Genomic DNA, 20,475 nt, shown 5'->3' with positions numbered 1-20,475 from the left:
CGTAATTAATTTATAAGATTATACAACTTCAAAAAGATCTTTTATCTTTTGAGGAACCTCAACCACTTTATTTTGCTGATAATCGAAGGTCACAATTCCTGTTTTCGCTTTTGCAATTAATTTATCTTTTGTAGAAATTTTATAGATTACATCAAAACTAACACGCGAAAAATCTTGCACACCAATCTCAATCAACAATTCATCACCATAAAAAGCTTGATTTTTATACTCAATCGCAACATCACCCATAATCACACTTACACCTCCAAAATCTAATTCCGAATAGCCATAATGTTGAAAAAACTGAATTCGCGATTCATGTATAATGGACAATACTTTATCGTTTGCCAAATGATTTCCATAATTGAGATCAGTTATGCGTACTGGTATTATTGTTGAAAATAAAAATTTGTCTGAAAAATCTAATTTTATACGAGCCATTTTGTAGATATATTTGCTCAAAGATAAGAAAGTTGTATAAAAAAAAACGGGTTTAAGCTCCTCAGCTTAAACCCAATTGATTTTTAAAAAAACTTACACTAGTAAGTATAAATTTAACATTAAAAAAAATCAATCTTACTCTCTACTACCTGATTTCAAATTTAGAAATAATTTAATAAAAAACAAATTTTTTTAGAAAATTTTAATTATATTTTTTTATTTGAAATAAGACTGATATAAAAAACTCTAAATATTAGATTAATAAAAAACCAATATTCTATTTAATACGACCTGTATAAATAAAATATGCTATTTTTTATGTTTGTGAAAAATAGTAATTTGCAAAACCAAACTTTTAATATGAATTTGATTCAATACATTCATCAACATCTTAATTCTATTCCAGAAAAATCAATCAACAATACAGTAAATTGTTTGAATGAAGACAACACCATACCCTTTATTGCAAGATATAGAAAAGAGGTCACAGGAAATCTTGATGAGGTTCAAATTTCTTCTATAAAAAAACTTCAAAATCAATACAATGAAATTGTTTCTCGAAAAGAATTTATTTTAAAAACATTAGAAGAACAAAATCAATTGAATAATGAATTACAACAACGTATTCAGAAAAGTTTTGATTTGGTCCAATTAGAGGATTTATATCTTCCTTATAAAAAGAAGAAAAAAACACGTGCGACAATTGCGAAAGAAAAAGGTTTAGAGCCTTTGGCGAAAATCATCATGAAACAAAATAATATTCCTGATTTGGATGATTTAGCAAAAAAATATCTGAATGAAGATGTGACAAGTATCGAAGAAGCTTTTTCGGGGGTTCAAGATATTATTGCGGAATGGATCAATGAAAATGAGTATGTACGTCATCGATTACGAGATATTTTCAGAAAATCTGCTTTTATTGAAAGTAAATTGGTCAAATCTAAAATAGACGATGAAGATTCAACTAAATATTCAAATTATTTTGAATACGAAGAGCCTTTAAAAAAAATTGCTTCACATCGTTTATTGGCTATTTTAAGAGGTGAGAACGAAGGTTTTTTAAAAGTAAATGTATCAATTGATAAAAAAGAAGCCTTCAAATTTTTGGAATATACGTTGATAAAATCTATTCAACCAGAAGTTTCTTGGGTTATTGAAGAAGCTATAAAACATGCCTACAAACGACTTTTAGCTCCTTCAATTTCAAATGAAGTATTGAAAGAGGCAAAAGAAAAAGCAGATGAAACGTCAATCAATGTTTTTTCCAAAAATCTAAATCAACTGCTATTAGCACCACCTTTGGGAGAAAAAAGAATTTTGGCAATAGATCCTGGTTACAAATCGGGATGCAAAGTGGTTGTTTTAGATGAGCAAGGCGATTTGTTACACAACGAAAATATCTATCCTCATGCGCCACAAAATGAAAAAACTCAAGCTATCAAAAAATTAAAATCGCTTGTCAATGCTTATAATGTAGATGCAATTTCAATAGGAAATGGAACAGCTTCTCGCGAGACAGAATATTTGGTTCAGAATATTGCATTTGATCGTCCACTAAAAGTTTTTGTTGTAAATGAAGCTGGTGCTTCGGTTTATTCGGCTTCTAAAATTGCGCGCGACGAATTTCCAGATAAAGATGTTACCGTTCGTGGCGCTGTTTCTATAGGCCGCCGTTTACAAGATCCTTTGGCAGAATTAGTAAAAATAGAGCCAAAATCGATTGGAGTTGGTCAGTATCAACATGATGTCGATCAAACTTTATTGAAAAATGAGTTGGATGATGTTGTTTCTTTCTGTGTAAACAAAGTTGGTGTAAATCTGAACACAGCAAGCAAACATTTACTAAATTATGTTGCAGGAATTGGTGAAAAAATGGCTGAAAATATTGTAGAATATCGAAGCGAAAATGGTGCGTTTAATTCGAGAAAAGAGTTACTAAAAGTTCCTCGTTTGGGTGAAAAAGCATTCTTACAAGCTTCTGCTTTTTTACGAATTCCAAATGCAAAAAATCCGTTAGATAATTCTGCTGTTCACCCAGAATCGTATGCTCTTGTAGAGAAAATGGCGAAAGATTTGAAAGTTGATTTGAAAGATTTAATTCAGAATAAAGAATTGATTAATCAACTTGATTTGACCAAATATATTACCGAAAAAGTAGGTTTACCAACTTTAGAAGATATTAAAAAGGAACTCGAAAAACCTGGTTTAGATCCGCGTTCTACAGCCAAAGTTTTTAGTTTTGATCAACGATTAAAGAAATTCGAAGATTTGCAATTGGGCATGAAAGTTCCTGGAATTATTAATAATATTACCAATTTTGGCTGTTTTGTAGATATAGGAATTAAAGAAAATGGTTTAATTCATATTTCTAAAATTTCGAATGAATTTATTTCAGATGTAAATTCAAAAGTGCATTTAAGTCAACAAATTGAAGTAACCGTAATTGGAATTGATACAGAAAAACGTAAAATTCAATTGTCTTTGATTGATTAAGGAAAATAATTTCAAAATAAAAAGGCAATCTAACAAAAGATTGCCTTTTTGATTTTATTATTTTCTGAGCAGAAACTAATCTTCAAATTTTACTTTATATTGTTTATCAAACTCTTTTTTCTGCGCATCAGTCATCTTACTACGCATATATTTTATTGTAAATCCTCCAATCATTTTATCACCTTTATAATACATCCAATCCGATAATTTGGTCGGATCAATCACAACTGTATCATTGTGTTTCACCAATTTTGTGTATTGCGGAACGTTGTCTACAATTCCTTTTAATTGATCGTTATCCGAATATACATCACGAATCCAAATATGTTCTTTTTGTGTCGCATTCGGAATATCATACATTTGTTTGACAATAAAATTAGTCGTTGTAGTATCTTTCATCGATAACGCCAATTTGAAATCATCAAACGTTTGTTGTGCTTCCTTTCCAATACTATCCAAATCTTTTTGTTCTTGCTTTTGCTTATCCAAACCTTTGTAAGCACTTACTCCATTATCTTCCTTATTACCACAAGAAAATAATAAAGCCGAAAAAGCTATTGCGAATAATGTATATTTCATAATTGTATTTCTTTGATTGTTGTCTTATAAAGTTACATAAATTTATTCAAAATAAGATAAATTCAACTCTTTTGGTGTTGGCTGAATCCATTTTTGATGTCCAAAATAACTCCAAGTTGTGTAAGCTAAATTGTAATTTGCATTTGTAAATTGATAATAATCGCTGCCATTGACAGAAACTTTTGCATCCACAAAAACTTTGACATCATTCACACCATTTTTCGCATAATCATATTTTACATAGCGTGCAAATTGCCACATCATATCTGGACTAACCGCCATTTTTGACATTTGTTTAAAGGTTAGATATTTAGTCAAATCTACTTTCTCTTGTTTCAAGAATTTACCTTTTTTCTGTGGATCTGGTTTCGAAACATATACCACAACTTCACCCGCTTTGTTACGCAACATCATTCGCCAAGCCATGCGATGACCTTCCTCTGTCCAAAAAACATTTCCGGGAATAAAGTAATGGCGAACAGGTAAATATATTTGCCAAACTACGTAGAAAAACATCAAATAAGAGAACATGACACGACGAGTTGTCAATAAATTATCATCATCTGAACGATCCATCATAAATGATTTTTTAGGAAAAATAACTTCCTGAATTTTTACTGGATCATAAAAGAATATTAACATTGCCAAAGCAAAGAAAGGAAATATCCCAATCCCGAAAACTGCTGAATTGAAAATATGAAAGGCTACAGCACATTTGAAAGCAATCCCGCGCGTTCTATTCATCAACATTGCAGGAATAATCAATAAATCGAAAAAGAATCCGCCCCAAGCAAAAACCTGTGCAAACTCTAAACTACTTACAACTTTTCCTAATCCAATCAAATTATATTTTGTTGTTAATAAATCGCCATATTCGTGAAATTTCATTTGTAAAAAAACACCGTTAAACCAATCTGGATAAATCTTCGCGAAAGCAGCAAAAGTGTATACAATCAATAACTGAATAATGAATAAAGTTGGCACCCAATTGCGCATAGTTAGACGTTTTATTTTCGGGAAAATCAAACTATCAATCGAAAAGAAATGATGCGCAGGAATTATTGTCATCATCCACGAAACTAGCATAAACAGATAATAATGGTTGTTGTAGCTTGTTTTTTGCATGAAATACGTCAACGACCATAAAATAGAAAATACTATAATCGAAAATCGGTAAGCAAATCCAAACACGATAAACCAGCCTAAAATTCCCATGAGCACGTACAAATAAATCATATTTTGTCCCAAGAAGACATTTGTCCACTCGAATCCGATGAACGAAAATGTAATGTGCGGTTCAACAAAATTTGTTTGTACCCAACCTGTAAAAATGGCTCCCCAACATTCTGCAACAATTAATAAACCAAAGATTATTCGGAAAATTACAAGTGGAGAATTATCAACTTTTCGGAATAAATATTCGCTAAACATGATTGATTGTTAATTTTGGCTAATTTAAAAATAACCTTTAGAGTTTAGCTACTTTTGGCGTATATTTATTGTATGAAAACGAGGAAAATTATTTTGTTTGATGGAATTTGCAATTTATGCAATCAATCTGTTCAGTTTGTGATAGAACATGACAAAAAAAATCAATTTCGTTTTGCTTCTTTACAATCTGATTTTGGACAAAATTTCTTGAAAGAAAATAATCTGGATGCGACAAAATTTGATTCTATCGTTTTTATTGAAGATGATAAATTTTATACCAAATCATCTGCCGCACTTAAAATTTCGAAATATTTGGACGGAATAACTTCGTTGTTGACTATTTTTATGATTGTTCCAAAGCCTTTGCGCGATGTGGTTTATAGTTTTATTGCGAAGAATCGTTATCGTTGGTTTGGAAAACAAGAAAGTTGCTGGCTACCTAGTCCAGAATTGAAGGCGAAGTTTTTAGATTAAATTTTAAAGCTTTAACAAATAAATCCAGTATTTTTTATCAAAAATTGGTTTTGTTCTTTGTTCATTACAAACCCTAAATCTTCATAAAGATGTCGAGCTGAATTCATAAATTCTGATGTATGAAGTGCGATAATTTTTTCATCTGATTCTTTTGCAAATAAAATACAAATTTTTATTAATTCTCTACCTATTCCTTTTCCTAAAAAATTAGGATGGACTCCAACCATTCTCAATTAAGTCCAATCTTTTTCGAATATTTCGGTAGGATTTCCTTTCGAAACTAAAAAAGCCATACCAATAATCTGATTATCGAATTCGCAAACAAAACAAGTAGATTTGGAAAGTAAATCTCTATACGATTGTTATGCACTTAAAAAAGAGTACATCTTATTCCAATTCAAAGGGTTTAAAACATGTTCGAATTGTTGATAAGAATCTATCCCAAGAGTACGAAGATTTTCAACATCAGATAATGATGCTTCTCTATAAGTTAAAACCATATATATTTCTACTGACTTCTGTATTTCTCAATTGCAGCTTTTATTTTTTCGCGACGATTAGATGGTGATGGATGCGTACTCTGAAACTCTGGAACTTGGCTTCCTCCCGAAGCTTCTTCCAAAATATCCATTACACCAATCAATGCTTCTGGATTATATCCTGCTTGAATCATAAATCGAACGCCCAAATCATCAGACTCCAATTCATCATCACGACCATATTTCATGTTCACCATATTTGCCACAACTTGCGCATAATAAGCCGAATTTGCGTCTCCAGCTGCAACACCTGCCGCTCCTGCAATTCCTTGCGAAAGTTCTTGTTTCGACATTTGTTCTGCACTATGACGCGCAATAACGTGACCAACTTCGTGTCCCAAAACTCCAGCCAATTGATCTTCGTTTTGCAAACGCGTCAACAAAGCTTCGGTAATAAAAATTGGGCCACCAGGCAATGCAAAAGCATTTACAGTTCGATTATCTGCTAACACATAAAACTGAAATGGATAATTCGTTTTATGCGCATCACTAGTATTGACCACTTTCGCGCCTACTCGTTTTACAAGTTCTTGGTATTGGGCATTGCGAGATAGTCCACCAAACTCTTGAGCCATTTGCGGAGCCGAATTAATTCCCATCGCAATTTCGTCATCTTTGGTTAATGAAATATATTGCTTTTCGCCTGTAATTTCATTGACTTCCGAAGAAGAAAAATATTTTATAACAGAAAAAATAACAATTGCTGCGGCAATTATTAATTTCATCGACGTTCCGCCCTTTTGCATATCAATATAAGGTGTTAATTATTTTTTGTGCCTTTTCTTTAAAATCTCCAAAACATCTTTTAATTCAAAGCCACGCGCATGTAAAGCCATAAGGTAATAAAAGAAAACATCTGCCGATTCTTCCAAAAAGTTTTCGTCGTTATCTTGTTCCGAAGCAATCACCATTTCTACGGCTTCTTCCCCCATTTTTTTAGCGATTTGCGAATTACCTTTTTTATGAACACGTTTCATTTTAGATTTTTTCGCATCCTCTAATTTCGCCTCTTCCATCATTATTTCCAATTTCTTTAAGAATGGAAATTTTTTCTCTTTTTTGACTTCAGAAGTATTTTCATTAAGTTCCATAAAATCGTTTGTTTTCATAGATTTTTTTAAACGTAGAATAAATTTAAGAAATTCTACCGAATTATTTATCTCAATTCTATTGCCAATATTACTATTTTTTGAAAAAAAAGAAAGTTTTTATTCACATTTATTTCTAAAAAAATAAAATTCTAATCAATTCATTCAATTAATTTTTAAGATTGTTGTTCACTTTTATTTTAAGATAAAAAAACGTATTTTTACGCGAAAATAAACATAGCGCAAACACAATGAACACAAACGATTTTTCCATTAGACATATTGGAAACAATGCGCAGCAAGCAGCTGAAATGCTTTCTGTTATTGGGAAAGATTCTATTGATTCTTTAATTGAGGCAACAGTTCCTCAGAACATTCGATTGAAAAATGCTTTGGATCTACCAGAAGCTTTATCAGAATTTGAAGCTATTAATCATTTAGCTGAAATCGCTTCAAAAAATAAAAAAGTAAAAAATTATCTTGGATATGGATATTATGGTACAATTTTACCAGCACCAATTCAACGTAATATATTAGAAAATGCTGGTTGGTACACAGCTTATACACCATACCAAGCGGAAATTGCGCAAGGACGTTTAGAAGCTTTATTAAATTTCCAAACTGTTATTTCTGATTTAACAGGTTTACCTATCGCAAATGCCTCTTTATTAGACGAAGGTACTGCATGTGGTGAAGCAATGCACATGTTATTTGAATCTCGTTCTCGTGATCAAAAGAAAAACAATGTCAACAAATTTTTTGTAGCAGACAACTTATTCCCTCAATCTGTAGCAGTTTTAGAAACGAAAGCACACGGTTTAGGAATTGAATTAGTTGTTGGAAACTTTGAAACAACTGAATTAACAGAAGAATTCTTCGGAGCGATTGTACAATACATCGGAAAAGGAGGACAAATCAATAATTATAAATCATTTGTAGAAAAAGCAAATGCTGTTAACGTAAAAGTTGCTGTTGCAACAGATTTATTAGCTTTAACATTATTAACACCTCCAGGTGAATGGGGAGCTGATATCGCAATTGGTACTTCTCAACGTTTTGGTGTTCCAATGGGATACGGTGGACCACACGCAGCTTTCTTATCTTGTACAGAAGAATATAAGCGTGTAATTCCAGGACGTATTATTGGAGTTTCTCAAGATCGTTTAGGAAATTATGCATTGCGTATGGCTTTACAAACGCGTGAACAACATATCAAACGTGAAAAAGCAACTTCTAACATTTGTACTGCACAAGTATTGTTAGCAGTTATGGCTTCTTTCTACGCGGTTTATCACGGTAAAGATGGTTTACAATATATCGCTGATCAAATCCATACTAAAGCAGCTGTTTTACACGGAGGTTTAGAGCATTTAGGATTTAAATTAGTGAATACAAATTTCTTCGATACAATTCAAATTGAGGTTGAAAACTCTGACGAAATTGTGAAGATTTTTGCAGAAGAAGAAATTAATGTAAATGGATTCGAAAACGGAAAAATTTCAATCACAATTGATGAAATGACTTCTGAAGAAGATATTTTTGAAATTTTAAGTGTTTTTGCAACAATTAAAAACACAGAAGACGGTTTCGAATTTGAAGTAGATGATTCTTATTTACCTCAAGATTTAATCAGAACTTCTGATTTCTTAACACACGAAAACTTCAATTTATATCATACAGAAACAGAATTAATGCGTTACATCAAACGTTTAGAACGTAAAGATTTAGCGCTTAACCAATCGATGATTGCATTAGGTTCTTGTACAATGAAATTGAATGCTGCAACAGAATTATTGCATATGTCTTGGGAAAGAATGGGGAATGTTCACCCTTTCACTCCAAAAGATCAAGTAGAAGGTTACCAAACATTAATCAAAAACTTAGAAGATTATTTAGCTGTAATTACAGGTTTTGATGCAACTTCTTTACAACCAAATTCTGGTGCACAAGGAGAATATGCAGGTTTAATGGTTATTCGTTCTTACTTTGAGGCAAAAGGAGAAGGACACAGAAATGTAGTGTTGATTCCACAATCTGCTCACGGAACTAACCCTGCTTCTGCTGCAATGGCTGGAATGCAAGTTGTTGTTGTGAAAAACTTAGAATCTGGTGAAACAGATTTAGTTGACTTGAAAGAAAAATGTGAAAAACATAAAGATAACTTAGCTGCATTGATGATTACTTATCCATCAACTTATGGCGCTTTTGATAGCAATATCGAAGAAGTTACTGAAATGATTCACGCATACGGAGGTCAAGTTTATATGGACGGTGCAAATATGAATGCACAAGTTGGATTAACTTCTCCAGGAAATATTGGTGCAGACGTTTGTCACTTAAACTTACACAAAACATTCGCTATTCCTCACGGAGGTGGAGGACCTGGTGTAGGACCAATTTGTGTTAAAGCACACTTAGCTCCTTTCTTAGGATCTTCTCCATTAATCGAAACTGGAGGAAAAGAAGCGACAAATACATTTGCTGCAGCTCCTTATGGTTCTGCGTTCATTTTACCAATTTCTTACTCTTACATTTTAATGTTAGGAGCAGAAGGTTTATTGAAAGCGACACAAGGTGCAATTTTAAATGCTAATTACATGAAAACTCGTTTAGAGAAACATTTTGACATTTTATATACAAATGGAAACAATGTAGTGGCACACGAATTTATCTTAGATTGTCGTCCATTCAAAAAAACAGGTATCGAAGTTACTGATATTGCAAAACGTTTGATTGATTACGGATTCCACGCACCAACAGTATCTTTCCCAGTTGCTGGAACGTTGATGGTAGAGCCTACAGAATCAGAAAACAAAGCAGAATTAGATCGTTTTTGTGATGCATTAATTTCTATTCGTCAAGAAATCGACGAAGTTGCAAACGGAGATTATCCAGTTGACAACAATGTATTACACAACGCGCCTCACCCAATTCACTTGATTACAGCAGACGAGTGGGAATATCCTTACTCTCGTTCTAAAGCTGCATATCCAGCAGAATGGGTTCGCGAGCGTAAATTCTTTGCATCTGTTTCTCGTATTGATGATGCTTACGGAGATCGTAACTTAATTTGTACATGTGCTCCTATCGAAGCCTATATGGATTAATTATTCTAGAAAGAATATATTATAAATACAAATCGCTCTGAGAAATCGGAGCGATTTTTTTATTGAAATAATTTAAATGTTTAAAATGTTTGTATTTCTTAATTTTTTTTAAAATTCATTCTAACTAAACTTTTAATATTAAAACATTTATGAAAAATTATGCTGCCGAGTTTTTCGGTACTTTTTGGTTAGTTTTCGGAGGTTGTGGTAGTGCAATCTTTGCAGCTGGTATTCCCGAATTAGGAATTGGTTACGCTGGTGTTGCATTAGCATTTGGTCTTACTGTGTTAACAATGGCTTATGCAGTTGGTCATATTTCTGGAGGACATTTCAACCCTGCTGTCTCTTTCGGATTATTTGCTGGAGGACGATTTGATGGAAAACAACTTATTCCTTATATTATTTCACAAGTACTCGGAGCAATTGCTGCAGCTGGTGTATTATACTTAATCGCATCTGGAAACTCAGATTTTGCAATTGAAAATACCAAAGCTGGTGCATTCGCTTCCAATGGATATGGAGCCTTTTCTCCACATGGTTATAGCATGTTATCTGCTTTTCTAATTGAATATGTCTTAACAGCCTTCTTCTTAATTGTTATTTTAGGTGCTACAGATAAATTTGCAAACGGAAAATTTGCTGGAATTGCAATTGGATTAGCCTTAACATTAATTCACTTAATTTCTATTCCAATCACTAACACATCCGTAAACCCTGCCCGTTCTACATCACAAGCTATTTTTATAGGCGGCGAACCTTTAACACAATTATGGTTATTTTGGGTTACACCAATCGCTGGCGCAATTGTAGGTGGATTAATTTATAAATTATTATTACAAAAAGACGAAAGTCAAGCATAAAATAAAAGCTCCGAATGAGCTTTTATTATTAAATATTTTAAATGAATAAATCAAAATATATTTTAGGTTTTATACTTATCATTCTATCATCAATAGGATTTTCTCAAACAAAAAACAATTATGTTTTAATAACTAAATCTGATTATTCTAATATTAATTACGATTTATTTGAATGTTTTATTCAATTTTTAGATTGTAAAAACTATGATGAAAAATTTACTACTATAGAAGATATTTTTACTCCTACAAAAGGTGAGTATGCTGTTTACAATTTCATTAAAACATACGATGGTCTTTCGTACACAGGAGAAATAAAAATCTTCCATGATTTATAAATATTAAAAATTGATAAAAAAACGAATAAAATAATTGACGGTTATCAATACACAAAAGAATGGGCAGAGTTCCCTCTTGCTTATGATTTATATAGATTAACTAACAAAAAAATAACGTTAAATAATACAATTAATATCCAAGATTTAGATTTTAAACAAATGGATTACTTTACTATTTCAAATAAAAAATTAGATGATGACAGTACAATAATTTTTTAATAAAATAACTTAATTTTTATCTTTCAAAAACTCATCAGTAAAATGTTGAGTTTTTTTATCAGAAGAAAATTTTGTTTGATTATAATCTGCTGATTTATTTTTTGGAATCGAAAGTGAATTCCAGTCTATGTCTTTTATTAATTTTCCTATAAAAATAGTTTGACCAACATGATACGGATAATGCGTCAATTGACGATTAATGGCTTCTATTACTGTATGTTCTTCATTTCGGATATAAATAATTTGCTGTAAATCTTCATCGGTTTTTATTTGTGCTAAAGCATCAAACAAACATTTCCACCCTTTCTCCCATTTCTCTAAAAGCTTTTGTTTTGATTGTATCTTCAAATTCTTCATCACGATTTCGCCACTCTTTTTCTCCATCTGTTGTCAAAAAATCAGTCCAACGCGACAACATATTTCCTGAAAGATGATTCACGATAATCGCAATGCTATTTGAGTTTTCATTGTATTGCCAAAACAATTCTTCATCCGTTAATTGCGAAAATGTTTTTTCACCCAAATGTTTATAATACTGGAATTGTTTGATAATCCCGTTTACTAAATTATTTTCCATATTCTGTTAATTAGTTCCTTGCAAATTTTTGTGATTATGCTTGCGTTTATAATGCGTTTCCTTAAATTGATTTTTATCCGTTGTCACTATTGAGATATTTCCATCAATCTCCATCATCGCCAATTTCACATCTTTAATATGTTCTACACCATGTTCGCGCATTGCTTCGTTCAATTCTTCCGAATTAATTCCCAATTTGCTCAACATCATAAAATCAGCTTTTCCATTACGGATTAAAATTTCAGATTTTTGTTCAATTAAGTTTCCTAAAAATTTATTTTTCAACATTATTCTTTTGACAATAAAATTTAAAAGAAACAATACAAAAGCTGCTATCAATCCACCTTGCAAACTCGAATCTGAACCAACCATTGCATTTTGTACAGCGTTACTAATTAATAAAATTAAGATTACATCGGCCGTATTTAATTGGGATAATTGCTGTTTACCAAAAATTCTAAGTGCAATTAACATAAAAAAATACACCGAAATACAGCGCAAAACAATTTCTAAATAACCTTCCATACATTTATTTTAAGTAAATAAAAGGTACTAAAAAATCCGTTCTGAAATTGGAACGGATTTAAAAATTTATTTTGATTTTCTAAGAATATAAATTCTGGAAACTCTTAAAATTAAATAGATAATTGCGAGATAAAATTTTTTCTCATAAAACAATTCAAGACCTCTTATTGGGAAAAATTTTTCTGATAAAAACGCTAACAATAAAATTACAATAACTGCAATACTAACAATATTAATTGCTTTATCCATTAGTTGTTATATTTTGGTTGAATATTTTTCTTCATCATTTTATTTAAGCTACGTCCAATTCCTTTTGTGATTGTTGAAAGATTTTTAAAATTAATCACCGAAATTTCATCATTAACTTGATGATAATGATTTTGATTTTCCATATTGACCGATGAAAGTGAGTGAGAAACCACCTTATGATTGACAAAGTTTACATTATCTGAACGGAAAAACAATTGCTGTTGTAAATAAGGATCGTGCTCTACGTTAAACGTTTTGCAAGAATTTTTATTCATAATCTCCATCAAATCCGAACGATCACTTCCTGTCATATACACTTTACCTTCGCCAAAAGCAGATACCGTTCCAATCATTTCTAAATTCAACATCACTTTCATTTGCTGTAAATATTTTTGGAAATCCGGATTTTCAACCAACATTTTAGAACCAATTAATCCAATTTCTTCAGCATCAAAAGCCATAAACATCATGGTTTGCTTCACTTTCTTATTTTTAAAATAATCAGACAACGCCATTACAGCCGATGTTCCACTTGCATTGTCATCAGCTCCATTGAAAATTTTATCTTCGCTTTTATCACTTGTTCCAACATGATCAAAATGTGCACCTACAGCATAAATATCAGTCGATTTACCTTCTTTGATTCCGCAAACATTTTGTCCTGTTTTCCCATTGTATTCAAATTCGATTAAATACGAATCACCAACACATGGTTTTAGATTATTTTCTTTGAACTTTTTTGCAATCAATTCAGCAGCCAAACGATTTTCTGTTGTTCCAAATTTTCGACCTTTCATAGCATCAGAAGCTAATTCTTCGACATATTTCTTTTGATTTTCTTTTGAATATTGCGCGTTTGCTTGATTGAAAGCAAGTAATCCAATTGCAAGTAAAGTATATTTTTTCATTTTTATATGTGTGATTAATTTGACGGAAGATACGAAAAATTAACTTTTCTTCTCAAACATCAATTCTTTTACTTTTTCTTTGTCTTCTTTTTCATTCTTTAGGTCGAACATTGTTCCGAAAATACGATCCCAAAACGTATTGGAAACGCCAAAACCTAATTCTTCGTCTTTATAATGATGCAAATGATGATTACGCCAAAGTGGTTTCATAAACTTGAAAGGTGGTGCAATAGCATGAATCAAATAATGCATAGATGCATACAATAAATAGCCAATCATAAAACCAGGAAAGAAAGCAAAGGCATATTTCCCTAAAATTAAATATTGAATCAAGAAAATGATTGATGCCAAAAGAATACTTGGAACTGGAGGCATAAACAAACGTTGTTTATCGCGTGGATAATGATGATGATTTCCGTGAAAAATGTAAACAATTCGTTTTAGACTTGGTTGTTCGGCTGTCCAATGAAAAAGATAACGATGCGCAAAATATTCGAACAAGGTCCAAAATAGCATCGCACCAAAAAAAATTGAAATAACTGTTATTGTAGATAAGTCGTAGCTATAAATACCATAATAAATACAATAGGAAAGTAGAGGAATGTACATTCCCCAAATAACTGCGGGATGACCTTTTGTCAACATTTCGAGGTATTTGTTTTCAAAGATTTGCGCTTGACCTTTATTATGTATTTTCTCAAATTTCATGGTTACAAAATTTAATTTACTTAAAAATAAGGTTTTAACATATTTTAAACAAACAATCTCTAAAAATTAATTGTTAAAAAAAATCCGAAAATCAAAGTTTGATTTTCGGATTATATGATAAATAAGAAAATTCTTATCTGTTTTCAATTTCAACGTAATCACGTAATGGTGCTCCTGTGTATAATTGACGAGGGCGACCAATTGGTTGATTTGTTTCGCGCATTTCCATCCACTGTGCAATCCATCCTGGTAGACGTCCAACAGCAAACATAACTGTAAACATTTCAGTTGGGATATCTAACGCTTTGTAGATAATTCCTGAATAGAAATCTACGTTTGGATATAAGTTTCTTGATTTGAAATACTCGTCTTCTAAAGCAGCTTGCTCTAATTTTTTCGCAATATCTAAAATAGGATCATTGATTCCTAATTTCTCTAAAACGTTATCCGCAGATACTTTGATGATTTTCGCACGAGGGTCAAAGTTTTTATAAACACGGTGTCCAAATCCCATTAAACGGAATGGATCGTTTTTATCTTTTGCTTTAGCTAAGTATTTTTCAACATCTCCACCATCATTTTTGATTGCTTCTAACATTTCTAATACTGCTTGGTTAGCACCTCCGTGTAACGGTCCCCATAATGCAGAAATACCTCCAGAGATAGAAGCAAATAAACCTGCATGAGAAGAACCTACTAAACGTACACTTGATGTAGAACAGTTTTGCTCGTGATCTGCGTGTAAGATTAATAATTTGTCAATTGCATCAATAATAACTGGATCTAAGTCTAATTCTTGACCTGGTTTTTTGAATAATAATTGATAAAAGTTTTCTACATAAGATAATTTGTCGTTAGAGTAGTTAACTGGTAATCCTTTAATTTTTCTTTGTGTCCAAGACGCTAATACTGGGAATTTACCTAATAAAGTAACTGCCGCTTTGTACATATCATCTGGAGAAGTAACATCAACAACTTTTGGGTTGAATGCTGATAAAGCAGCTGTTAAAGATGTTAATACTCCCATTGGGTGAGCAGAACTTGGGAATGCATCTAAGATTTTGATTAAATCTTCTGACACATAGTTATACTCATTAATATCAGCGATAAATTTATCTAATTCAGCTTGTGTAGGTAATTCTCCTTTGATTAACAAATACATTACTTCTACGAAAGAAGATTTCTCTGCTAATTGTTCAATAGGATATCCACGGTACATCAACTTACCTTCTTCACCATCTAAAAAAGTAATTTTAGATTCGCATGCCCCTGTATTTTTGTAACCTGGATCCATTGTGATTAATCCAGTAGCACTTCTTAACTTGGAAATATCAATAGATTTTTCATCCATTGTACCAGTTGTAACAGGTAGCTCCAACTCATTTCCGTTGTAATTTAATATTACCTTATCTGACATTTTATAGTTTATATTATTTATTGCGTAATTTACACTTTTTTTATTAATTTGAGACTGATAAATGTCAGTCTCAAATTATTTTATCGCTTAACTTTAAAAGCCTTAAGCCCTGGAAAAATTGCAGTTTCTCCAAGAATCTCTTCAATACGTAATAGTTGGTTGTATTTCGCCATACGATCAGAGCGAGAAGCAGAACCAGTTTTGATTTGTCCTGTGTTCAAAGCAACAGCTAAATCTGCAATTGTAGCATCTTCTGTTTCTCCAGAACGATGAGACATAACTGCTGTATAACGTGCATTTTGTGCCATTTGTACTGCTTTGATCGTTTCTGTTAACGTACCAATTTGATTGAATTTTACTAAGATAGAATTTGCTGTTTCAGCATCAATTGCTTTTTCTAATTTAGTTACATTCGTTACCAGTAAATCATCTCCAACAATCTGAACACGTTTACCGATTTTATCTGTTAAGATTTTCCAACCTTCCCAATCGTTTTCATCCATACCATCTTCAATCGAAATAATTGGATATTTCTCTGTCAATTCTGCTAAATAAGCTGCTTGCTCTGCAGAAGTACGGATAGCTCCTTTCTCTCCTTCGAATTTTGTATAGTCATATTTTCCATCGTGATAGAATTCTGATGATGCACAATCTAGTGCAATCATAATTTCTTCACCTGCTTTGTAACCTGCTTTTTCTATTGCAGAAATTACAGTATCTAAAGCATCTTCTGTACCATCAAAAGTTGGTGCAAATCCACCTTCGTCACCTACTGCTGTAGATAAACCACGGTCGTGTAAAATTTTCTTTAATGCATGAAAAACTTCTGTTCCTTTGCGTAAAGCGTCAGAAAAAGATGCTGCCTGAACTGGCATAATCATGAATTCTTGGAACGCAATAGGCGCATCAGAGTGAGAACCTCCATTTACGATATTCATCATTGGAACTGGTAATGTGTTTGCATTAACTCCACCGATGTATCTAAACAATGATAAACCTAATTCTTCTGCTGCAGCTTTTGCAACCGCCAAAGAAACACCCAAAATTGCATTAGCACCCAATTTAGCTTTGTTTTCAGTTCCGTCTAAATCAATCATTACTTGATCGATTAAATTTTGTTCAAAAACAGAAAAACCAATTAATTCTGGAGCAATCACTTCATTTACATTCTCGATAGCTTTCAAAACTCCTTTACCTAAGTACAAGTCTCCACCATCACGTAATTCTACTGCTTCATACTCTCCTGTAGATGCTCCTGATGGAACAGCTGCACGACCTAAAACACCTGATTCTGTATACACGTCTACTTCTACAGTTGGGTTACCACGAGAATCTAAAATTTGTCTTGCATGGATATGCGAAATAATGCTCATTATTAATATTTTTTAATTGATAAAATTTTGATTTACCAAAAATAATGGATTTGAGTAATCTTTACAACGAAATTATCTTTTTTTAAAAATAATTTAATTCAAAAACAATTCGAAAAACTTATGCATGCATAATAAAGAAGTATAATTTCGATGCCTGCAAAGATTATTATTTTTTGAGTGAATTAAAAAAACTTTAGATAAAAAATTTAATTTGTTATTGTAAGGGTTCCATTTGCATTTACATACACTTGGTATGTTCTTGGCGCTCTATTCGCTACTTTTGTAGGTTGTCCTGTCAATAAAATCCATTCAGAATTATCTGCATCACACACAATACTGATGTCATTCTTTACATACAGAGTGGTTTCTGCACCAGGACAAATATGCGGCGCATTGCGATCGTAAGCTTTGAAACTAGAAGCTGTACGTACCACAATCAAACCTCTAGAACCTGCTGTTGCTCCTTCAACATATACCCATCCTCCTGGATTATTAAGATTAGAATATAATGGTAAATTGATATTGATTGATACATTCACAATTGTATTTGGCACACAACTTACTGTACCATCATCTGAATTGCAGCCTTGAAATAAGCCAGCAAAAACACAAACCAAAATAACCTTATTTAGAATCGTTTTAATAAATTGTTTCATTTTTAATTTGCTGTATTTTTTTTATTATCTTTGTAGTACAATAACTAAATAGTCCTGCGCATAGTATTACATATGTGTAGGATTATTTATTTTATAAGATCTATTTAATAAAAAATTAAACATTGTTGTTATGGCAAATATACAATATGTAACGAAAGAGGGATTAGAAAAGTTGCGTGAAGAGCTTCATCAGTTAGAAACTTTTGAGCGTCCAAAAATTTCGCAACAAATTGCTGATGCGCGTGATAAAGGAGATTTATCTGAAAATGCAGAATATGATGCTGCAAAAGAGGCTCAAGGAATGTTAGAGATGCAAATTGCTAAATTGAAAGAAGTTGTAGCATATGCACGCGTAATTGATGAATCTAAATTAGACCATTCTAAAGTATCAATATTATCAAAAGTTAAAATAAAAAATACAGCGAACGGACAAGAATTAGTGTACACTTTGGTACCTGAATCTGAAGCTGATTTAGCTAAAATGCGTATCTCTGTGAATACTCCAATCGCAAAAGGATTGTTAGGAAAATCACTTGGAGAAGTTGCAGAAATTACATTACCTAACGGAATGACTTTAAATTTTGAAATTTTAGAAATATCTTTGGACTAAGATTTCAAAAATTAAAAACATATGGCAAGCATTTTCACTAAAATTATAAACGGAGAAATACCATCATACAAAATTGCCGAAAACGATAAGTACATCGCTATTTTGGACGCTTTTCCTTTGGTAGAAGGTCATGTATTGGTTATCCCGAAAAAAGAAGTCGATAAAATCTTCGATTTAGACAAAGAAACCTATTTAGGTTTAATGGACTTTTCTTACGAAATTGCACAAGCTATAGAAAAAGCAATACCTTGTTTACGCGTTGGCGTAGCTGTTGTTGGTTTAGAGGTACCACATGTACATGTGCATTTGGTTCCTCTAAATACAATGCAAGATATCAATTTCTCAAATCCAAAACTTCAATTATCTGCCGAGAAAATGATCGAAATTGCAGATAATATCAAATCATATTTATAATCGATGAACAAATACATTAAATTAGTAATCGCCGCTGTATTAATCGTTTTAGCAATCTTTTTGTTTACCATTCGCGAATACGGTTGGGGATTTGTTTCGTTATTAGTCACTGTATTTCCAATTTTATTCTATTTCAGAAACGAAAACATCTTGTTAGCTTTCTGGTTTTTACGTAAAGAGGATATGGCAAAAGCGAAAAAATGGTTACAAAAGATCAAAAATCCATCATCAGAATTAATTCCTAAACAAATGGGATATTACCACTACATGATGGGAATTACTGAAGCGCAGGACAATGTAGGGGTTTCAGAAAAATATATGAAAGAAGCCTTAAACTACGGTTTATCGTTTGATCATGACAGAGCAATGGCTAATTTATCTTTGGCTGGAGCTGCAATGTCAAAAGGTAAAAAGAAAGAAGCGGAAGGTTACATTAAAGAAGCGAAGAAAAACGATTCGAAAGGAATGTTTACAGATCAAATCAAAATGATGAATGATCAAATGAAACGTTTCAACGTAAGTAATTCGCAATTACAAAACCCACATATGCGTCACAAAGGACGTAAATTCTAAATGGATATATCAAAAATTACAGAAGAATCATCATCAAACACCAACAAGTGGAAACTGATTGAAGAATTCTTTCAACAAAATTTCACAGACGGTGAAAGACCAGATTTAGATACGATTCTTTTTTTGATCGGTGTTCAAGAATTAGGACAAGGAAAAAAACGATTCAAAAAAGATGATAAACTCAATTTATTACACATTGCAGTTTGTCGCGTGTTAGAACCTTTTGGTTTTTATCGTTTCGATGGATTAGATCCAGATGGTTGGCCACATTTTGAGTTGTTGGAAGATTTACCACCTCTCAAAACAAATGAACAAACCTTGTTAATGAAATACGCCGTTATACAGTATTTTGATGATCAAAAAATAATAAACTTCGAGTCTTAAGATTCGAAGTTTTCTTTTTTATACAAATCAATTACCACTTTATCTGCGTCTAACGTAAATTTCTCTACATTCAATTCTTCTTTGGATAACCATAACAATTCGTTGATATCTGCATCCAAAACTTTCAATTTATCCAATGCTTTCTCTGTAATTGTCGCTTTATAATAAATCAATAAAACCTGTTCTGTCGGATCAAAAGCATTCAACACAAAAAAATCTTGTGTATAAAAATGTTCATGAACTTCTACTTTCAAATTCAATTCCTCTTTTATCTCTCTCCTTATACAATCTTTTGTTCCTTCACCAAACTCCAATCCACCGCCAGGAAACTTATAAATTAACTCTCCCTGGAACGGCTCGTGAATCACCAATACCTTTCCCTTGTGTTCCAATAACGCATATACACGCACATTAAATGGTTTCATATCCTGTTTACTTTAAAACCTAAATATATAAAAATTCTTCATTCAAATGCGTATTATTATAGCGTTCCCTTCGGTCGGGCTATCCGTTGC

23 protein-coding genes and 1 pseudogene are annotated in these 20,475 nt (G+C 32.1%); 9 read left to right on the top strand and 15 right to left on the bottom strand.

Annotation, left to right across the window (positions count from 1 at the left end; translation table 11 throughout):
- Positions 1-18: 18 nt before the first annotated feature.
- A complete protein-coding gene (locus B4G36_RS07925; protein ID WP_221856687.1) occupies positions 19-441 on the bottom strand; it encodes an acyl-CoA thioesterase in 423 nt (140 codons plus the stop codon).
- A gap of 360 nt (positions 442-801) precedes the next feature.
- On the opposite strand from B4G36_RS07925, the gene B4G36_RS07920 reads away from it, so the two are divergent.
- Positions 802-2,934 (top strand): Tex family protein, encoded by a 2,133-nt coding sequence (locus tag B4G36_RS07920; RefSeq protein WP_291063200.1) that lies wholly within the window; start codon positions 802-804, stop codon positions 2,932-2,934.
- Between the two features lie 75 nt (positions 2,935-3,009).
- On the opposite strand, the gene B4G36_RS07915 is transcribed toward B4G36_RS07920, so the two are convergent.
- Entirely contained in the window at positions 3,010-3,513 is a 504-nt protein-coding gene (locus B4G36_RS07915) for a DUF2314 domain-containing protein (RefSeq protein WP_291059334.1), read from the bottom strand.
- A gap of 42 nt (positions 3,514-3,555) precedes the next feature.
- Entirely contained in the window at positions 3,556-4,944 is a 1,389-nt protein-coding gene (locus B4G36_RS07910; RefSeq protein ID WP_291063198.1) for an HTTM domain-containing protein, read from the bottom strand.
- Between the two features lie 72 nt (positions 4,945-5,016).
- On the opposite strand from B4G36_RS07910, the gene B4G36_RS07905 reads away from it, so the two are divergent.
- Positions 5,017-5,418 carry a thiol-disulfide oxidoreductase DCC family protein gene (locus B4G36_RS07905; protein ID WP_291063196.1) on the top strand — a complete coding sequence of 134 codons (402 nt, stop codon included), beginning with the start codon at positions 5,017-5,019 and terminating at the stop codon, positions 5,416-5,418.
- An 11-nt stretch (positions 5,419-5,429) separates the two neighbouring features.
- Here the strand turns inward: B4G36_RS07905 and B4G36_RS07900 are convergent, their stop codons facing one another.
- From B4G36_RS07900 to hisE, 3 genes are all read right to left on the bottom strand, one after another.
- Positions 5,430-5,645: a GNAT family N-acetyltransferase gene (locus B4G36_RS07900; protein WP_260509645.1), complete on the bottom strand. Its 216-nt coding sequence runs from the start codon at positions 5,643-5,645 to the stop codon at positions 5,430-5,432.
- Between the two features lie 281 nt (positions 5,646-5,926).
- The gene (locus tag B4G36_RS07895) at positions 5,927-6,703 is read right to left on the bottom strand and encodes a M48 family metalloprotease (RefSeq protein ID WP_286495379.1); all 777 of its coding nucleotides are present in this window, start codon (positions 6,701-6,703) and stop codon (positions 5,927-5,929) included.
- Positions 6,704-6,721: 18 nt separating this feature from the next.
- Positions 6,722-7,066 (bottom strand): phosphoribosyl-ATP diphosphatase, encoded by a 345-nt coding sequence (hisE, locus tag B4G36_RS07890; RefSeq protein WP_125350653.1) that lies wholly within the window; start codon positions 7,064-7,066, stop codon positions 6,722-6,724.
- Positions 7,067-7,296: 230 nt separating this feature from the next.
- On the opposite strand from hisE, the gene gcvP reads away from it, so the two are divergent.
- The 3 genes from gcvP to B4G36_RS07875 all read left to right on the top strand — a co-directional run bounded on the left by gcvP (position 7,297) and on the right by B4G36_RS07875 (position 11,347).
- Positions 7,297-10,152 carry an aminomethyl-transferring glycine dehydrogenase gene (gene gcvP / locus B4G36_RS07885; protein ID WP_291063194.1) on the top strand — a complete coding sequence of 952 codons (2,856 nt, stop codon included), beginning with the start codon at positions 7,297-7,299 and terminating at the stop codon, positions 10,150-10,152.
- Between the two features lie 149 nt (positions 10,153-10,301).
- On the top strand, positions 10,302-11,012 hold the full coding sequence (gene aqpZ / locus B4G36_RS07880; protein WP_291063192.1) for an aquaporin Z: 711 nt from the start codon (positions 10,302-10,304) through the stop codon (positions 11,010-11,012).
- Between the two features lie 41 nt (positions 11,013-11,053).
- Complete coding sequence (locus tag B4G36_RS07875) at positions 11,054-11,347, top strand: hypothetical protein (RefSeq protein ID WP_291063190.1); 294 nt, start codon at positions 11,054-11,056, stop codon at positions 11,345-11,347.
- 228 nt (positions 11,348-11,575) lie between these two features.
- Here B4G36_RS07875 and B4G36_RS07870 read toward each other — a convergent pair.
- The 8 genes and pseudogenes from B4G36_RS07870 to B4G36_RS07835 form a co-directional block, all read right to left on the bottom strand.
- A pseudogene (locus tag B4G36_RS07870) lies at positions 11,576-12,143 on the bottom strand (DUF1572 family protein).
- 6 nt (positions 12,144-12,149) lie between these two features.
- Positions 12,150-12,668, bottom strand: coding sequence for a DUF421 domain-containing protein (locus B4G36_RS07865; protein WP_291063188.1), 519 nt, complete (start codon positions 12,666-12,668; stop codon positions 12,150-12,152).
- A gap of 66 nt (positions 12,669-12,734) precedes the next feature.
- Positions 12,735-12,917 (bottom strand): hypothetical protein, encoded by a 183-nt coding sequence (locus tag B4G36_RS07860; RefSeq protein WP_125350646.1) that lies wholly within the window; start codon positions 12,915-12,917, stop codon positions 12,735-12,737.
- Positions 12,917-13,825 (bottom strand): M28 family metallopeptidase, encoded by a 909-nt coding sequence (locus B4G36_RS07855; protein WP_291063186.1) that lies wholly within the window; start codon positions 13,823-13,825, stop codon positions 12,917-12,919. The genes B4G36_RS07860 and B4G36_RS07855 overlap by 1 nt, the downstream gene beginning before the upstream one ends.
- A 39-nt stretch (positions 13,826-13,864) precedes the next feature.
- Positions 13,865-14,533, bottom strand: a complete 669-nt coding sequence (locus B4G36_RS07850; protein ID WP_286496397.1) for a sterol desaturase family protein — start codon at positions 14,531-14,533, stop codon at positions 13,865-13,867.
- 133 nt (positions 14,534-14,666) lie between these two features.
- The gene (locus tag B4G36_RS07845; RefSeq protein WP_286496396.1) at positions 14,667-15,950 is read right to left on the bottom strand and encodes a citrate synthase; all 1,284 of its coding nucleotides are present in this window, start codon (positions 15,948-15,950) and stop codon (positions 14,667-14,669) included.
- A gap of 80 nt (positions 15,951-16,030) precedes the next feature.
- The gene (gene eno / locus B4G36_RS07840) at positions 16,031-17,323 is read right to left on the bottom strand and encodes a phosphopyruvate hydratase (protein WP_291063183.1); all 1,293 of its coding nucleotides are present in this window, start codon (positions 17,321-17,323) and stop codon (positions 16,031-16,033) included.
- A 206-nt stretch (positions 17,324-17,529) separates the two neighbouring features.
- The gene (locus tag B4G36_RS07835) at positions 17,530-17,979 is read right to left on the bottom strand and encodes a hypothetical protein (RefSeq protein ID WP_291063181.1); all 450 of its coding nucleotides are present in this window, start codon (positions 17,977-17,979) and stop codon (positions 17,530-17,532) included.
- Positions 17,980-18,109: 130 nt separating this feature from the next.
- On the opposite strand from B4G36_RS07835, the gene greA reads away from it, so the two are divergent.
- The 4 genes from greA to B4G36_RS07815 are packed head-to-tail and all read left to right on the top strand — an operon-like array spanning position 18,110 to position 19,960.
- Positions 18,110-18,589 (top strand): transcription elongation factor GreA, encoded by a 480-nt coding sequence (gene greA / locus B4G36_RS07830; protein ID WP_019976987.1) that lies wholly within the window; start codon positions 18,110-18,112, stop codon positions 18,587-18,589.
- A 21-nt stretch (positions 18,590-18,610) separates the two neighbouring features.
- Positions 18,611-19,003 (top strand): HIT family protein, encoded by a 393-nt coding sequence (locus B4G36_RS07825; protein WP_114999218.1) that lies wholly within the window; start codon positions 18,611-18,613, stop codon positions 19,001-19,003.
- A gap of 3 nt (positions 19,004-19,006) precedes the next feature.
- A complete protein-coding gene (locus tag B4G36_RS07820; RefSeq protein WP_219035368.1) occupies positions 19,007-19,576 on the top strand; it encodes a tetratricopeptide repeat protein in 570 nt (189 codons plus the stop codon).
- Complete coding sequence (locus tag B4G36_RS07815; protein WP_219035367.1) at positions 19,577-19,960, top strand: hypothetical protein; 384 nt, start codon at positions 19,577-19,579, stop codon at positions 19,958-19,960.
- Here B4G36_RS07815 and B4G36_RS07810 read toward each other — a convergent pair.
- Positions 19,957-20,385, bottom strand: a complete 429-nt coding sequence (locus B4G36_RS07810) for an NUDIX hydrolase (RefSeq protein ID WP_125350640.1) — start codon at positions 20,383-20,385, stop codon at positions 19,957-19,959. The genes B4G36_RS07815 and B4G36_RS07810 overlap by 4 nt on opposite strands.
- Positions 20,386-20,475: the final 90 nt, after the last annotated feature.

Source organism: Empedobacter sp. UBA3239 (genome assembly GCF_002362875.1).
GTDB classification, from domain to species: Bacteria; Bacteroidota; Bacteroidia; order Flavobacteriales; family Weeksellaceae; genus Empedobacter; species Empedobacter falsenii_B.
The sequence above is the reverse complement of the archived record's forward strand: the minus strand, read 5'-3'. Positions and strand labels throughout refer to the sequence as shown.

Excerpts from the sequence above, each read along its gene's own strand:
- B4G36_RS07925 (WP_221856687.1), bottom strand. The coding sequence starts at position 441 with ATGGCTCGTATAAAATTAGATTTTTCAGACAAATTTTTATTTTCAACA.
- B4G36_RS07920 (WP_291063200.1), top strand. The coding sequence starts at position 802 with ATGAATTTGATTCAATACATTCATCAACATCTTAATTCTATTCCAGAA.
- B4G36_RS07915 (WP_291059334.1), bottom strand. The coding sequence starts at position 3,513 with ATGAAATATACATTATTCGCAATAGCTTTTTCGGCTTTATTATTTTCT.
- B4G36_RS07910 (WP_291063198.1), bottom strand. The coding sequence starts at position 4,944 with ATGTTTAGCGAATATTTATTCCGAAAAGTTGATAATTCTCCACTTGTA.
- B4G36_RS07905 (WP_291063196.1), top strand. The coding sequence starts at position 5,017 with ATGAAAACGAGGAAAATTATTTTGTTTGATGGAATTTGCAATTTATGC.
- B4G36_RS07900 (WP_260509645.1), bottom strand. The coding sequence starts at position 5,645 with ATGGTTGGAGTCCATCCTAATTTTTTAGGAAAAGGAATAGGTAGAGAA.
- B4G36_RS07895 (WP_286495379.1), bottom strand. The coding sequence starts at position 6,703 with ATGCAAAAGGGCGGAACGTCGATGAAATTAATAATTGCCGCAGCAATT.
- hisE (WP_125350653.1), bottom strand. The coding sequence starts at position 7,066 with ATGAAAACAAACGATTTTATGGAACTTAATGAAAATACTTCTGAAGTC.
- gcvP (WP_291063194.1), top strand. The coding sequence starts at position 7,297 with ATGAACACAAACGATTTTTCCATTAGACATATTGGAAACAATGCGCAG.
- aqpZ (WP_291063192.1), top strand. The coding sequence starts at position 10,302 with ATGAAAAATTATGCTGCCGAGTTTTTCGGTACTTTTTGGTTAGTTTTC.
- B4G36_RS07875 (WP_291063190.1), top strand. The coding sequence starts at position 11,054 with ATGAATAAATCAAAATATATTTTAGGTTTTATACTTATCATTCTATCA.
- B4G36_RS07865 (WP_291063188.1), bottom strand. The coding sequence starts at position 12,668 with ATGGAAGGTTATTTAGAAATTGTTTTGCGCTGTATTTCGGTGTATTTT.
- B4G36_RS07860 (WP_125350646.1), bottom strand. The coding sequence starts at position 12,917 with ATGGATAAAGCAATTAATATTGTTAGTATTGCAGTTATTGTAATTTTA.
- B4G36_RS07855 (WP_291063186.1), bottom strand. The coding sequence starts at position 13,825 with ATGAAAAAATATACTTTACTTGCAATTGGATTACTTGCTTTCAATCAA.
- B4G36_RS07850 (WP_286496397.1), bottom strand. The coding sequence starts at position 14,533 with ATGAAATTTGAGAAAATACATAATAAAGGTCAAGCGCAAATCTTTGAA.
- B4G36_RS07845 (WP_286496396.1), bottom strand. The coding sequence starts at position 15,950 with ATGTCAGATAAGGTAATATTAAATTACAACGGAAATGAGTTGGAGCTA.
- eno (WP_291063183.1), bottom strand. The coding sequence starts at position 17,323 with ATGAGCATTATTTCGCATATCCATGCAAGACAAATTTTAGATTCTCGT.
- B4G36_RS07835 (WP_291063181.1), bottom strand. The coding sequence starts at position 17,979 with ATGAAACAATTTATTAAAACGATTCTAAATAAGGTTATTTTGGTTTGT.
- greA (WP_019976987.1), top strand. The coding sequence starts at position 18,110 with ATGGCAAATATACAATATGTAACGAAAGAGGGATTAGAAAAGTTGCGT.
- B4G36_RS07825 (WP_114999218.1), top strand. The coding sequence starts at position 18,611 with ATGGCAAGCATTTTCACTAAAATTATAAACGGAGAAATACCATCATAC.
- B4G36_RS07820 (WP_219035368.1), top strand. The coding sequence starts at position 19,007 with ATGAACAAATACATTAAATTAGTAATCGCCGCTGTATTAATCGTTTTA.
- B4G36_RS07815 (WP_219035367.1), top strand. The coding sequence starts at position 19,577 with ATGGATATATCAAAAATTACAGAAGAATCATCATCAAACACCAACAAG.
- B4G36_RS07810 (WP_125350640.1), bottom strand. The coding sequence starts at position 20,385 with ATGAAACCATTTAATGTGCGTGTATATGCGTTATTGGAACACAAGGGA.